This window comes from Streptomyces griseicoloratus (genome assembly GCF_014534645.1).
Taxonomy (GTDB): Bacteria; Actinomycetota; Actinomycetes; order Streptomycetales; family Streptomycetaceae; genus Streptomyces; species Streptomyces griseicoloratus.
On record NZ_JACVQF010000053.1, the window covers coordinates 57,397 to 71,105 of the forward strand.

At 74.3% G+C, this 13,709-nt stretch carries 10 protein-coding genes and 1 riboswitch; of the genes, 9 read left to right on the plus strand and 1 reads right to left on the minus strand.

Features of this window, described 5'->3' with window-relative positions:
• Window positions 1-111: 111 nt before the first annotated feature.
• The 8 genes from H0H10_RS01875 (at window position 112) to H0H10_RS01915 (ending at window position 9,622) form a co-directional block, all read left to right on the plus strand.
• Window positions 112-741, plus strand: a complete 630-nt coding sequence (locus H0H10_RS01875; RefSeq protein WP_188179022.1) for a TetR family transcriptional regulator — start codon at window positions 112-114, stop codon at window positions 739-741.
• Between the two features lie 59 nt (window positions 742-800).
• A riboswitch (cobalamin riboswitch) is annotated at window positions 801-894 on the plus strand.
• 121 nt (window positions 895-1,015) lie between these two features.
• Window positions 1,016-2,275 carry an SCO2321 family membrane protein gene (locus H0H10_RS01880; RefSeq protein WP_188179012.1) on the plus strand — a complete coding sequence of 420 codons (1,260 nt, stop codon included), beginning with the start codon at window positions 1,016-1,018 and terminating at the stop codon, window positions 2,273-2,275.
• Window positions 2,272-2,916: an SCO2322 family protein gene (locus H0H10_RS01885; RefSeq protein ID WP_188179013.1), complete on the plus strand. Its 645-nt coding sequence runs from the start codon at window positions 2,272-2,274 to the stop codon at window positions 2,914-2,916. The genes H0H10_RS01880 and H0H10_RS01885 overlap by 4 nt, the downstream gene beginning before the upstream one ends.
• Window positions 2,906-4,060 carry an energy-coupling factor transporter transmembrane component T gene (locus tag H0H10_RS01890; protein WP_188179014.1) on the plus strand — a complete coding sequence of 385 codons (1,155 nt, stop codon included), beginning with the start codon at window positions 2,906-2,908 and terminating at the stop codon, window positions 4,058-4,060. Before H0H10_RS01885 ends, H0H10_RS01890 begins: the two co-directional genes overlap by 11 nt.
• Window positions 4,057-6,216: an ABC transporter ATP-binding protein gene (locus tag H0H10_RS39520; RefSeq protein ID WP_309141706.1), complete on the plus strand. Its 2,160-nt coding sequence runs from the start codon at window positions 4,057-4,059 to the stop codon at window positions 6,214-6,216. The genes H0H10_RS01890 and H0H10_RS39520 overlap by 4 nt, the downstream gene beginning before the upstream one ends.
• The gene (locus H0H10_RS01905) at window positions 6,213-7,067 is read left to right on the plus strand and encodes an ECF transporter S component family protein (RefSeq protein WP_188179015.1); all 855 of its coding nucleotides are present in this window, start codon (window positions 6,213-6,215) and stop codon (window positions 7,065-7,067) included. Before H0H10_RS39520 ends, H0H10_RS01905 begins: the two co-directional genes overlap by 4 nt.
• Window positions 7,068-7,356: 289 nt before the next feature.
• Entirely contained in the window at window positions 7,357-7,764 is a 408-nt protein-coding gene (locus H0H10_RS01910) for an aggregation-promoting factor C-terminal-like domain-containing protein (RefSeq protein WP_188179016.1), read from the plus strand.
• 220 nt (window positions 7,765-7,984) lie between these two features.
• Entirely contained in the window at window positions 7,985-9,622 is a 1,638-nt protein-coding gene (locus H0H10_RS01915) for a hypothetical protein (protein WP_188179023.1), read from the plus strand.
• Here H0H10_RS01915 and H0H10_RS01920 read toward each other — a convergent pair.
• A complete protein-coding gene (locus tag H0H10_RS01920) occupies window positions 9,576-11,771 on the minus strand; it encodes a bifunctional glycosyltransferase 87/phosphatase PAP2 family protein (RefSeq protein ID WP_188179017.1) in 2,196 nt (731 codons plus the stop codon). The genes H0H10_RS01915 and H0H10_RS01920 overlap by 47 nt on opposite strands.
• 423 nt (window positions 11,772-12,194) lie before the next feature.
• Here H0H10_RS01920 and proP point away from each other — a divergent pair, with 423 nt between their 5' ends.
• On the plus strand, window positions 12,195-13,580 hold the full coding sequence (proP, locus tag H0H10_RS01925; protein WP_188179018.1) for a glycine betaine/L-proline transporter ProP: 1,386 nt from the start codon (window positions 12,195-12,197) through the stop codon (window positions 13,578-13,580).
• Window positions 13,581-13,709: the final 129 nt, after the last annotated feature.

Consider the following 13,709-nt stretch of genomic DNA (forward strand, 5'->3'; position numbering starts at 1 on the left):
TTGATCGTTCAGAGGCTCCGAATCTACCGGCAGGTAGGGGTGCTGTGACGAGTGGATCAGGTGATTCACGCCACGACGCGGCACCCCGCCGGGCCGGACCAGGGGGAGAAGGTGACCAAGGTGGACAAGCCGGAAGCCGGTTCCGTGCGCCGCCCCGCCCCGCCCCTCACCGAGCGGCAGGAGGCCCGCCGCCGCCGCATCCTGCACGCGACCGCCCGGCTGGCCTGCCGGGGCGGCTTCGAGGCCGTGCAGATGCGCGAGGTCGCGGAGTCCTCACAGGTGGCCCTCGGCACCCTGTACCGCTACTTCCCGTCCAAGGTCCATCTGCTGGTCGCGACCATGCAGGACCAGCTGGAGCAGCTGCACGGCACCCTGCGCAAGAGCCCGCCGGCGGGCGAGACGGCGGCGGACCGGGTGGCGCAGACCCTGATGCGGGCCTTCCGCGCACTGCAGCGCGAGCCGCGGCTGGCCGAGGCGATGGCGCGCGCCCTGACCTTCGCCGACCGCAGCGTCTCGCCGGAGGTCGACCAGGTCTCCCGCCAGACCACGGCGATCATCCTGGAGGCGATGGGCGGCCTGGAGAACCCCACGCCCGAGCAGCTCTCCGCGATCCGCGTCATCGAGCACACCTGGCACTCGACCCTGGTGACCTGGCTGGCGGGCCGCGCGTCCATCGCCCAGGTGCAGGTCGACATCGAGACGGTGTGCCGGTTGATCGAGCTGACCTCGGCCGACGGTTGACGGATGGCCGGCTCTTACCTCCGGGTAAAGTGGCCGCGTCGTCATCACACCCGTACGGGGGGAAGCCGGTGCAATTCCGGCGCTGACCCGCAACCGTGAGCCGCCCGCCGAGGACTTCCGCGGACGGTGAGCCGGATCGCCCCGGTCGGGACCGTGACCGGCTCACGTGCCCGGCGCCCGCCGGTGCACGGCACCGTCGAGGTATACGGAGCCGAGCCGCCCGGGGTTCCCCCGTGCTGCCGGGCTCCTCGCAGCGAAAGGCACCCCGCCGATCATGAACGTCCGCCGCCGCAGCGCCGCGGCCCTGGCCGCCATAGCCGTGATCGGCGCCGCCGCGCCCGCGGTCGCCGCCGACCCGTCGCCCTCCCCGTCCGCGTCCACGCCCTCCGCGCTGTACGGCACGTCCGACCCCACGTACGACGGTGTCTGGCGCCAGTCGCTCGCCCTGCTCGCGCAGCACACGGTGGGCGTGATCCCGTCGCCGAAGGCCGTGGACTGGCTCACCGGGCAGCAGTGCGCCAATGGCGCCTTCGCGCCCTTCCGCGCCGACCCGTCCAAGCCCTGCGACGCCAAGGTCGTGGTCGACACCAACAACACGGCCGCCGCCGTGCAGGCCCTGGCCGCGCTCGGCGGGCGCGGCGACGTCGTCGAGGACGCCCTCACCTGGCTGAAGTCCGTGCAGAACAAGGACGGCGGCTGGGGCTACACCCCCGGCGGCCCCAGCGACGCCAACTCCACCTCCGTCGTCATCGGCGCCCTGACCGCCACGGGCACCGACCCCGAGAAGGTGGTCAAGGGCGGCAAGTCGCCGTACGACGCCCTGCTGACGTTCGCCCTGCCCTGCGGGAAGGGCGACGGCGCGGGCGCGTTCGCATTCCAGCCCGACAAGAACGGCAAGCTGGCCGCCAACGGGGACGCGACGGCCGCGGGCGTCCTCGGCGCGCTCGGCAAGGGCCTGGTCGCCGAGCCCGGGAAGACGGCGGAGGCCGCCTGCGCCGGCGGGGACGCCCCCACCCGGGAGCAGGCCGCCGGGAACGGAGCCGCCTACCTCGCGAAGGCCGTCGCCGAGAAGGGTCACCTGACGTCCGCGCTGGCCGGCGCCGCCGACCAGCCCGACTACGGCAACACCGCCGACGCGGTCGTCGCGCTCGCCGCACAGGGCGGTGCGGGCAAGGCGGACAAGCCGCTGAACTGGCTGAAGCAGAACTCCGCGTCCTGGGCGAAGCAGAGCGGCCCCGCCGCCTACGCCCAGTTGATCTTCGCCGCCCACGCCACGGGCACCGACCCGCGCGACTTCGGCGGCACCGACCTGGTGGCGCAGCTGAACGCGACGGGACCGTCCCCGCAGGGGGGCGAGGCCCGGGACAGCGCGAGCGCGAGCGACGAGGACGAGAAGAAGGCCGAGGACAAGGAGGACAAGGGCGACAACGACGACTCCGGCTTCGGCGTCTGGTGGTTCGTCGGCGTCTGCCTGGTCTTCGGCATCGGCATCGGCTTCCTGCTCAGCGGCCGCACCCGGAAGCAGCAGCCGTGATACGCCGCGCCGCCCTCCTGGTCCTGGCCGCGCTCCTGCTGATCGGGAGCGCCGGCCAGGCGCAGGCCGCCGGTTACCGCTACTGGTCCTTCTGGGACCGCGACGGCGACCGCTGGACCTACGCCACGCAGGGCCCGTCCACCGCCCGCCCCTCCGACGGCGACGTCCAGGGCTTCCGCTTCGCGGTGAGCGAGAACTCCGACGACGCGGCGCAGCCGCGCGGGAGCGCGGACTTCGCGGCGATCTGCGCGAAGACGCCCGCGCGGGAGGGCAGCAAGCGGGTGGCGCTCGTCCTCGACTTCGGTACGGCCTCCGACGCGCCGTCCGGCGAGACCCCGCCCGCCCGCCGCACCGCCTGCGCCCGGATCTCCCCCGACGCGACGACCGCGGACGCCCTGGCCGCCGTCGCGGGCCCGCTCCGCTACGACACCAACGCCCTGCTGTGTGCCATCGCGGGCTACCCGGCGTCGGGGTGCGGGGAGCAGGTGGCGCAGCGGCCGGAGCAGAAGGAGACAGAGGAGGAGAAGAGCACGCCGGACGACGGCGGCCCGTCGGTCGGGCTGTTCGCGGGCGTGGCGATCGTGGCCGTCCTGGGCGGGGCGGCGGCCTGGCAGGCGAGGCGGCGCAGGAATGCGCCGTAGCGGAGCGCGGCCCGCGAGCAGTCGTGCCGCGCGGCCCGCAGGCGTCCCGGCCCCCCGCCACCACCGCGCCGACGCCCTGCACCCCGGCGCGTGGTGGCTCTGGGCCCTCGCCCTGGGGGTCGCCGCCACCCGCACCACCAACCCGCTCCTGCTCGCCCTGCTCGTCGCCGTCTCCGCCTACGTCGTCCTGGCCCGCCGCCCCCACACCCCCTGGTCGCGGTCGTACGGCGCCTTCGTCAAGCTCGCTCTCGCCGTCCTGGTCATCCGCCTGCTGTTCACGGCCGTCCTCGGCTCCCCCATCCCCGGCACGCACCTGATCGTCACGCTCCCCGAAGTCCCGCTCCCCGACTGGGCGCAGGGCATCCGCCTGGGCGGGCGGGTCACCGCCGAGGGCCTGGCCTTCGCCCTGTACGACGCCATGAAGCTGGCCACGCTGCTGATCTGCGTCGGCGCCGCGAACGCCCTCGCGAGCCCCTCCCGGCTCCTGAAGGCCCTCCCCGGCGCCCTGTACGAGGCCGGGGTCGCCGTCGTCGTCGCCCTCACCTTCGCCCCGAGCCTGATCGCCGACGGCCGGCGCCTGCGGGCCGCCCGCCGCCTGCGCGGCCGCCCCGACAAGGGTGTGCGGGGCCTGCTCCAGGTGGGGCTCCCGGTCCTGGAGGGCGCCCTGGAACGCTCCGTCGCGCTCGCCGCCGCGATGGACGCCCGCGGCTACGGCCGTACCGCCTCCGTGCCCGCCGCCGTACGCCGTACCACCGCCGCGCTCACGCTGGCCGGGCTGCTCGGCGTGTGCGCGGGGACGTACGGCGTGCTGACCGCCGCGGGCGGCACGTACGGCGTCCCCGTGCTGGCCGCCGGGCTCGCCGCGGCCCTCGCGGGGCTGTGGCTCGGCGGTCGCCGTTCCCTGCGCACCCGTTACCGTCCGGACCGGTGGGGCGCCCGCGCCTGGCTGGTCACCGCCTCCGGCGCGGCGGTCGCGGCCCTGCTGTTCCTCGCCGCCGCCCGCGATCCGGCGGCGCTGCGCCCGGGTGTGGTTCCCCTGGTCGCCCCGACGCTCCCGCTGTGGCCGGCGGCGGCCGTCCTCATCGGGCTGCTCCCGGCCTTCGTCACCCCCGCCCCCGAGCAACTGGCCAAGGAGCCTTCGTGATCCGCTTCGAGGATGTCTCCGTGACGTACGACGGGGCGGTGGAACCCACCGTCCGCGGTGTGGACTTCGAGGTCCCCGAGGGCGAACTCGTCCTGCTGGTCGGTCCGTCGGGGGTCGGCAAGTCGACCGTGCTCGGGGCGGTGAGCGGCCTCGTGCCGCACTTCACCGGCGGCACCCTGAGCGGCCGGGTCACCGTGGCCGGCCGCGACACCCGTACGCACAAGCCGCGCGAACTCGCCGACGTCGTCGGCACGGTGGGCCAGGACCCGCTGTCGCACTTCGTGACGGACACCGTCGAGGACGAACTCGCCTACGGCATGGAGTCGCTCGGCCTCGCGCCGGACGTCATGCGCCGCCGGGTGGAGGAGACCCTGGACCTGCTGGGCCTGAACGGCCTGCGCGACCGTCCGATCGCCACGCTCTCCGGCGGGCAGCAGCAGCGGGTGGCCATCGGCTCGGTCCTCACCCCGCACCCCGAGGTGCTGGTCCTGGACGAGCCCACCTCCGCGCTGGACCCGGCGGCGGCGGAGGAGGTCCTGGCCGTCCTGCAGCGGCTCGTCCACGACCTCGGGACGACGGTCCTGATGGCCGAACACCGGCTGGAGAGGGTCGTCCAGTACGCCGACCAGGTCGTCCTGCTCCCGTCCCCGGGCGCCGCTCCGGTGCTCGGCAGCCCCGCGGAGGTGATGGCGGTCTCCCCGGTGTACCCGCCGGTGGTGGACCTGGGCCGGCTGGCGGGCTGGTCCCCGCTGCCCCTGACGATCCGCGACGCCCGACGCCGGGCGGCGCCCCTGCGGGACCGGTTGGGCGACCGGGACGCGACCCCCGGCCGCACTCCGCCCGGCACCGGCACCGGCACCGGCACCGGCACCGGCACGCAGCACACCACCGACTCGCCGGCCGCCTCCGGTCCACCGCCCCGCACCCCGGCCGCCCCCGAACGGCCGAGCCGCACAGCGCCGGCCCCCGGACCACAGCCCGCCACGCCGGCCGGCACCGGCGCCCCCCACACCACCGCCGCCCCCAACGTCTCTCCGCTGTCCGACACACGGAACGACTCGGGGACGCAGCCCGGCACCGCCCACAGCTCCCGCCCGGAGCCCGGCACCCACGTCACCTCCGGGCCGGAACCCGGCAAGCCGTCCGCCGCGCCGGCCGGCACCGGCGCCCCGCACACCACCACCGCCGCCCCCCACCCCTCCGGTCCGCTGTCCGGCACACGGATCGGCTCCCAGGCGCTGCCCGACACCGCCCACACCTCCCGCCCGGAGTCCGGCAAGCCGTCCGCCGTCGGGGCCCCCGCGGCCGCCGCGGCCGCACGGCGTCCCCGCGCGTCCCTCCTGCGCCGTCTGCGTGGAAAGGCACCGTCCGCCGGAAGGACGGCGGACGGAGGCCCGGGGGCCCCGTACGCCGCCGAGGTCCGTTCGCTTGCCGTCCGGCGCGGTCGCGTCCAGGCGCTGCGCCGGGTGGACCTCACCGTCTCCCCCGGCGAGACCGTGGCCCTGATGGGCCGCAACGGCGCCGGCAAGTCCACCCTGCTGTCGGCGCTGGTCGGGCTCGTCGAGCCGGCCGCCGGTTCCGTGCGCGCCGGCGACGCCGTACCGCACCGCACCGCACCGCGCGACCTCGTCCGCCGTGTCGGCCTGGTCCCGCAGGAGCCGCGCGACCTGCTGTACGCCGACACGGTGGCCGCCGAGTGCGCGGCGGCCGACCGGGACGCGGACGCGGCCCCCGGCACCTGCCGCGCCCTGCTGACCGAGCTGCTGCCCGGCGTCACCGACGACGTCCACCCCCGGGACCTGTCCGAAGGCCAGCGCCTCACGCTCGCCCTGGCGGTCGTGCTGACCGCCCGCCCGCCCCTGCTCCTCCTGGACGAGCCGACCCGCGGCCTGGACTACGCGGCGAAGGCCCGGCTGGTCGGCATCCTGCGCGCTCTGGCCGCCGAGGGGCACGCCATCGTGCTGGCCACGCACGACGTGGAGCTCGCCGCCGAGCTGGCCCACCGGGTCGTGCTGCTCGCGGAGGGCGAGGTGATCGCCGACGGCCCCACGGCGGACGTCGCGGTCGCCTCCCCGTCCTTCGCCCCGCAGGTCGCCAAGATCATGGCGCCCAGGAAGTGGCTGACGGTCGCCCAGGTGCGGGAGGCCCTGGCATGACCGGCAGCGCCCCCGCCCCGCAGCGCCAGGCCCGTGCCGTCCGCCTCGGCCCGCGCTCGGTCGCCGCCCTGGTCCTGGTCGGTGCCGTGGGCGTGGCCGGCGTCGGCTGGCCCTTCCTGACCCCGCCGCAGGCTTCGGTGAACGCCCACGCCCAGGACGCACCGTGGCTGTTCGCGGGCCTGCTGTTGCTGCTCGTGGCCGTGGTGGCGGCGACGATCTCGGAGTCGGGGCTCGGCCCGAAGGCGGTCGCGATGCTCGGCGTCCTGGCGGCCGCGGGCGCGGCCCTGCGCCCGGTCGGCGCGGGTACGGCCGGCATCGAGCCGATGTTCTTCCTGATGGTGCTCAGCGGCCGGGTCCTCGGCCCGGGCTTCGGCTTCGTCCTCGGCTCGGTCACGATGTTCGCCTCCGCCCTGCTCACGGGCGGGGTGGGCCCGTGGATGCCGTTCCAGATGCTGTCGATGGGCTGGTTCACGATGGGCGCCGGGCTGCTGCCGTTCCCGGACCGGCTGCGCGGCCGGGCGGAACTGTTCCTGCTCGCCGGCTACGGCTTCCTGGCCGCGTTCGCCTACGGCGCCATCATGAACATGGCGGGCTGGCCCTTCATGGGCACGCTCTCCTCCAACATCGCCTTCCACCCGGACGCGCCGGTCTCCGCCAACCTGGCCCACTTCCTCGCCTACCACCTGGCCACGTCACTCGGCTGGGACCTGGGCCGCGCCGCCGCCACGGTCGTCCTGACCCTCGCCCTGGGCGCACCCGTGCTCAAGGCGCTGCGCCGCGCCACGCGCCGGGCGGCGTTCGAGGCCCCGGTCACATTCGAGGGGCCCGCCGAAGTGAGCCGCCCCACGTGACGGGGCTCACCTACGATGCGCGGCCGTAGCCGACACGACGTCAGCGCAGACTCGCCACGGGCCTCTGACCTGCGCTTTGAGAGCCCGGTCACACCATGACCCATCACCCCACATACGACCACCACTAGCAAAAAGGGTGATTGCGGACCCCGATCCGGCCTGTTTCTCTGGACGAGTCGCCAGGCGCCGACAACCCCACGGGGGTCGCGGCGCCGTCGCATGCCCACCAGGCCCGCACCACGCGGCCGGGCACGCCCTGGCGCCCCTGTTCCCGACGAAAGGCCCTCTGTTGACCGCCGCCTCCCTCCTCCGCCGTGTCGCCGCCCCCAAGGCCCTCGCGGGCGCCGCCGTGGCCGCCGCCACCTGCGGCACCCTGCTCGCCGCCGCGCCCGCCCAGGCCGCGACGCCCACCTCGGCCCAGGCGACCGCGAAGGCGATGATCGGCGACTCGGCGCAGTACCAGTGCTTCGCCAAGATCGTCGACCACGAGAGCGACTGGAACGTGACCGCCACCAACGCCTCCAGCGGCGCCTACGGTCTGGTCCAGGCTCTGCCGGCCTCGAAGATGGCCTCAGCCGGCTCCGACTGGAAGACCAACGCGGCCACTCAGATCAAGTGGGGTCTGAGCTACATGAACGAGCGCTACGGCAGCCCGTGCGACGCCTGGAACTTCTGGCAGGCCAACGGCTGGTACTGATCCGGCCCCACACAGCCGAAGGCGGCGGCCCCCCGATCCCCGGGGCCGCCGCCTTCGTCATGCCGCAAACGCGCCCGCTTCCGCTTCCGCCGTGCCGGAACGCCCGCGCGTGAGGGCCGGTGGCGCTCCGGTCAACGTTTCTGTTCGAATTCTCGTCTTCGCACGTGTCCCGATGCCGTAGGCCGTGCTCACCGACGAAACCGAACGGATTCCCCCGACCGTGGTCCCCGCCGAACTCACCGTCTCCCGGCCCGAAGGGCGCCCGGACAGACGCCGTGCCGATGCCCTGCGTGCCTTCGGGCACCGGCACCGCGTGCCGCTGCTCGCCACCCTGCCCACCCTTCCGCTGTACGCGGTGTGGTGGGCGTTTCTCGCCACCGGCGGGGGTGACCTCGCCGCACAGGAGGCATGGGCGGACTTCGCCTCGCGGCACGGCGGTTCGGCGTACGGGCTGTTCTGGTACGGCGGGATGCACACCGCCAACTACAGCGTCATCTCGCCGTACCTGATGGCCCTGCTCGGCGTGCGCACGGTCACCCTGGTGTCCGGGCTGGCCGCCTCCTGGCTCGCGGCCGTGCTGGTCGTGCGGGCCGGGGTGCGCAGGCCGCTGTGGCCCGCACTGCTCGCCTCGCTCGCCCTGTGGTGCAACGTCGCCTCGGGACGCACGACCTTCGCGCTCGGGGTCGCCTTCGGGCTGGCCGCCTGCGTACCGCTGCTCCGGGAGCGGCGCCTGTACCTCGCCGCCGGGTACGCGGCGCTGGCCACTCTGGCCTCGCCGGTGGCCGGGCTGTTCCTGGCCGTCGTGGGGGCCGGGTACGTACTCGTGCGGGACTGGGGGCGTGCCCTGGTGCTGCTGACACCGCCGGCCGCGGTCGTCGGGCTGACCACGCTGCTGTTCCCCTTCACCGGGGAGCAGCCGATGCCGGCGGCCCGGATATGGCCGCCGGTCGTGCTCGGCCTCGCCGTCACCGCGCTGGCCCCGCGCACCTGGCGGGTCGCCCGGTGGAGCGGGGCCGTCTACGCGACCGGGACCGTGCTGACGTACCTCATCGCCTCGCCCGTCGGCACGAACGTCGAGCGGTTCGCGCAGCTGCTCGCGCCCGCCGTGCTGCTGGCGGCCCTGCTCGCCACGCCCCGGTCGCGGCGGTTCACGCGCGGTCTGCTGGTCGTCACCCTGGTCTTCTCCGTGGGGTGGGTGGGGAAGAAGACCGCCGACGACCTGAAGGAGTACACCGTGGTGCCCGCCTGGGCCACCGAGACGGACGGTGTGGTGCGGGCGCTGGAGGGGCTCGGGGCGGACCGCACGCGGGTGGAGGTGGTGCCCGCCCGCAACCACCGCGAGGCGTCCCTGCTCGCCCCGCACGTCAACCTGGCCCGCGGCTGGAACCGGCAGCTCGACACGGAACGCGCGCGCCTCTTCTACGACGGCACCTTCTCCGCGGCCACCTACCGGGCCTGGCTCGATCGCTGGGCGGTCGGCTTCGTCGTGCTGCCGCTCGGCAAGCCGGACGGCCCCGCCGAGGCCGAGGCGGCGCTCGTGCGGGACCCGGAGCTGCGGCCCGACTGGCTGGAGCCCGTCTGGCAGGACGAGCACTGGCGGGTGTACCGGGTGCGGGATGCCGTACCGCTCGTCTCCGAGCCCGGCACGGTCGTGACGAGCACCGGCGCCGACCTGGTCCTGCGCGTCTCCCGGCCCGGCCCGGTGACCGTGCGGGTCGCCTGGTCGCCGTGGCTGCGGACCGACGGCGGGTGCCTCAGCCGCGACGGCGAGTTCACCCGCCTGACCGTGCGGGTGCCGGGCGAGTACCGCCTCAGCTCCCGCTACGGTCCTTCGCCGGGGTCGGGGGATCGCTGCTGAGACCGTCGGCGGGCGGCGCGGGGTCCCCGGCCGAGCGGGTGGACCCGGCCGTGGCCGGAGCCGAGGCGGGGGCCGGAGTCGGGGCCGGCGTCGGGGCCGGAGGCTCGGCCTTGGCCGGGGCCGGGATGCCGGCGGAGTCCGCGGCCGTCGCCGGGCCGGCGACCGTACGGGCCCTCGGGCCCTGGAACAGGTACGTCAGGCCGAAGCCGGCGGCGACCACCGCCGCGCCGCCCACCGCGTCCAGCACCCAGTGGTTGCCGGTCGCCACGATCGCCGCGACCGTGAACAGGGGGTGGAGCAGGCCGACGGCCTTCATCCACACCTTCGGCGCGATGATCGCGATCACCAGTCCGCACCACAGCGACCAGCCGAAGTGCAGCGACGGCATCGCCGCGTACTGGTTGGTCAGGGCCGTCAGCGTGCCGTAGTCGGGCTTGGAGAAGTCCTGCACGCCGTGCACCGTGTCGATGATGCCGAGCGTCGGCATCAGGCGCGGCGGGGCCAGCGGGTACAGCCAGAAGCCGACCAGGGCCAGCAGCGTGGCGAAGCCGAGCGACGAGCGGGCCCAGCGGTAGTCGACCGGGCGGCGCCAGTACAGGAGCCCGAGCACGGTCAGCGGGACGACGAAGTGGAACGACGTGTAGTAGAAGTCGAAGAAGTTCCGCAGCCAGCCGATCCTGACCACCGCGTGGTTGACCGCGTGCTCGATGTCGATGTGCAGGAAACGTTCGAGGTCGAGGATCTGGTGGCCGTGCCGCTCGGCGCGGTCGCGGCCGGCCGAGTTGCTGCCGCCGGTCGCCGCGAGCCGGACCTTGGAGTAGGCGGCGTAGGTGACCCGGATGAGGAGCAGTTCCAGCAGGAGGTTGGGACGGGTCAGGACCCGGCGCAGGAACGGGAGGAGGGGCACGTACCGGAAGCGGGCCGGGACCGGCGCGGCGTGCTCGGTCGGGACCGGGGAGTCGTAGTACGGCGAGGTGCGGGACAGGAACGGTACGGCCACGGCGGCGGCGAGGGCCGCGAGCAGGACCACGTTGTCCCGCAGGGGGTACAGGGCCGCCATGTTCGGCAGCATCATCTTCGCGGGCAGCGTCATCACCAGGACGACGGCGACCGGCCACACGTACCGGTCCCGGCCGCGCCGGCCGACCCGGCCGACGACCGCGAGCAGCACCCACAGCAGCTGGTGCTGCCAGGTCGTGGGCGACACCGCGATGGCCGCGCAGCCGGTGATCGCCACCGCGAGCAGCAGCTGGCCGTCGCGGGCGAGGCGCACCGCGCGGCGCAGGCCGAGGACCGCGACGGCGGCGCCGAGCAGCAGGAAGAGGGCGATCTCCAGCGGGCCGGACAGGCCGAGCCGGAGCAGTGCGCCGTGCAGCGACTGGTTGGCGAGGTCGTCGGCCTCCCCGCCCAGTCCCACCCCCGCGAGGTGGTGGACCCAGTAGGTGTACGAGTCCTGCGGCATCGCCGCCCAGCTCAGCGCGGTGCACGCGGCGAAGGTGACGCCGGTGGTGACGGCGGCCCGTCTGCGGTCCGTGAACCACAGCAGGGGGACGAAGAGCAGCACGGTCGGCTGGAGCGCGGCGGCGACGCCGATCAGCACACCGCCGGCGCGCTGGCCCCGTACCGCGAAGCAGCCCAGCAGGACCAGCAGGACCGGGATGATGCTGGTCTGGCCGAGCCAGAGCGCGTTGCGCACCGGCAGCGACAGCATCAGCAGACTCACCGCGACCGGCGCCGCCAGCAGCGACGTGCGGCGGTCCACCGGCTGGGGCAGGGCGCGGGCGGCGACCAGGCCGAGGGCCACGACCAGCAGCAGGCTGCCGAAGGTCCAGCCCCAGCCGAGGGCCTGCTCGGCCGCGCGGGTGAAGGGTTTGAGGACCAGGCCGACGAAGGGCGTGCCGGTGAACTGCGTGGAGTCGTACAGCGACCCCTCCACGTGCAGGACGCCGTCCGGCCCGACCCAGGTCTCCAGGTCCGTCAGCCGCTCACCCCGCGGCGTGCCGAGGACCACGGCCAGCTGTCGTACGGCGAGGACGGCTGCGACCAGCCACAGGCCCAGCCGTGCCGCGCGCAACCGCGCCCTGGCCGCGTCCGCGGCCGGGGTTCCGAAAGCCTCCGCCGGTCGCCCACTGTGCTCCGCATTCGCCACGCCCCGTCGGCCTCCCGCCCCGTTCGTCCGCGTCCGTGTACGCGCTGTGTTCCTCATGCGAACCCTATGAGGCTCGCATCACCCCCGGAGACAGACGCAGGCAACCCCTGTTCCACCTGACCGCCACCCTCGTTTTGTCCGGATGACGATAGTGCGCCGGAGGGGCGGTTCCCTCCGGAAGGAGCGAGAAGGATCACAGGTCACGGAGGGGAGCAGCGCTCCGTGGCACGCAGACGTGCCTGCGTGCCCCCTGTTTTGGTGCACAGCGCGACGAGGAGCGTACCGGGCGTAAGCGGCGCATCACCGCCTATGGTCGCTTTTCGGCCCGTGGCGAGCGCTGCGGGTCGTTTTCCGGCCCGGCGACAGTGCCGCCGTGCGGGTCGGGGTGTCCCTGTCCCCGTCGAAAGGTAGGCGAGCGAAGCCTTGTCGGCTGCCTCCGTCGCCGCGTACGCGTCCCGCACGAACTCGAAATCCCGGAAGTCCTCGCCCGGCGGCGATGTCACCGCCACCGACCCCGCCCTCGTCCGGCGCGCCGTGAAGGCGGCGGCGCTCGGCAACGCGATGGAGTGGTTCGACTTCGGTGTCTACAGCTACATCGCCGTGACACTGGGCAAGGTCTTCTTCCCGTCGGGCAACCCGACGGCGCAGCTCCTGTCCACGTTCGGCGCCTTCGCGGCGGCGTTCCTGGTCCGCCCGCTCGGCGGCATGGTCTTCGGGCCGCTCGGCGACCGGGTCGGCCGGCAGAAGGTCCTCGCCCTCACGATGATCATGATGGCGGCGGGTACGTTCGCCATCGGGCTGATCCCGTCGTACGCGACGATCGGCGTGTGGGCGCCGGTGCTGCTGCTGGTCGCGCGGCTGGTGCAGGGGTTCTCCACCGGCGGTGAGTACGCGGGTGCGTCCACCTTCATCGCGGAGTACGCGCCGGACAAGCGGCGCGGGTTCCTGGGCAGCTGGCTGGAGTTCGGCACGCTGGCCGGGTACATCGGCGGAGCGGGGCTCGTGACGCTGATGACGGCACTGCTGTCCGACGGCGACCTGACGTCGTGGGGGTGGCGGATCCCGTTCCTGATCGCGGGGCCGATGGGCATCATCGGGCTGTACCTGCGGATGCGGCTGGAGGAGACGCCGGCGTTCGCCGCCGAGGTCGAGAAGGCGGAGGCGGAGCGGCCGAAGGTGCCGCTGCGGGAGATGGTCACCGGGCAGTGGAAGGCGCTGCTGCTGTGCGTCGGCCTGGTGCTGGTGTTCAACGTCACCGACTACATGCTGCTGTCGTACATGCCGAGCTATCTGACGAGCGAGCTGGAGTACGACGAGACGCACGGGCTGCTGGTCGTGCTGGGCGTGATGGTGCTGATGATGGTCGTGCAGCCGTTCGCGGGCGCGCTGACCGACCGGGTCGGGCGGCGGCCGGTGATCGCGGCGGGCTGTGCGGGATTCCTGCTGCTGTCGGTCCCGGCGATGCTGCTGATCCGCGAGGGCAGTCTGCTGGCGGTGGGGCTGGGCATGGCGGCGCTGGGGCTGCTGCTGGTCTGCTTCACGGCGTCGATGCCGGCCGCGCTGCCGGCGCTGTTCCCGACGCGGGTGCGGTACGGGTCGCTGTCGATCGGCTTCAACGTGTCGGTGTCGCTGTTCGGCGGGACCACGCCGCTGGTGGTGACGGCGCTGATCGGGGCGACCGGCAACATGATGATGCCCGCGTACTACATGATGGCCGCGGCCGTGGTCGGCGGCGTGGCGGTGTGGTTCATGACGGAGTCGGCCGGCCGCCCGCTCCCGGGCTCACCGCCGGCGGTGGAGCGGCGGTAAGCCTGCCGGATGCCTGCGGCGGCCTGTGGGGCTTCGGTGGGGGGCGCGTAGCGCGTTCGGTTGCGCTGTGGGTCGGGGCCGCGCCGGGGGGTGTCCGTCCTCGGAACGGCGCGGAATCGGTCGGTGACC

Coding starts and splice junctions, on each gene's coding strand:
- H0H10_RS01905 (WP_188179015.1), top strand. CDS start 6,213: ATGACCGGCAGCGCCCCCGCCCCGCAGCGCCAGGCCCGTGCCGTCCGC.
- H0H10_RS01890 (WP_188179014.1), top strand. CDS start 2,906: ATGCGCCGTAGCGGAGCGCGGCCCGCGAGCAGTCGTGCCGCGCGGCCC.
- H0H10_RS01880 (WP_188179012.1), top strand. CDS start 1,016: ATGAACGTCCGCCGCCGCAGCGCCGCGGCCCTGGCCGCCATAGCCGTG.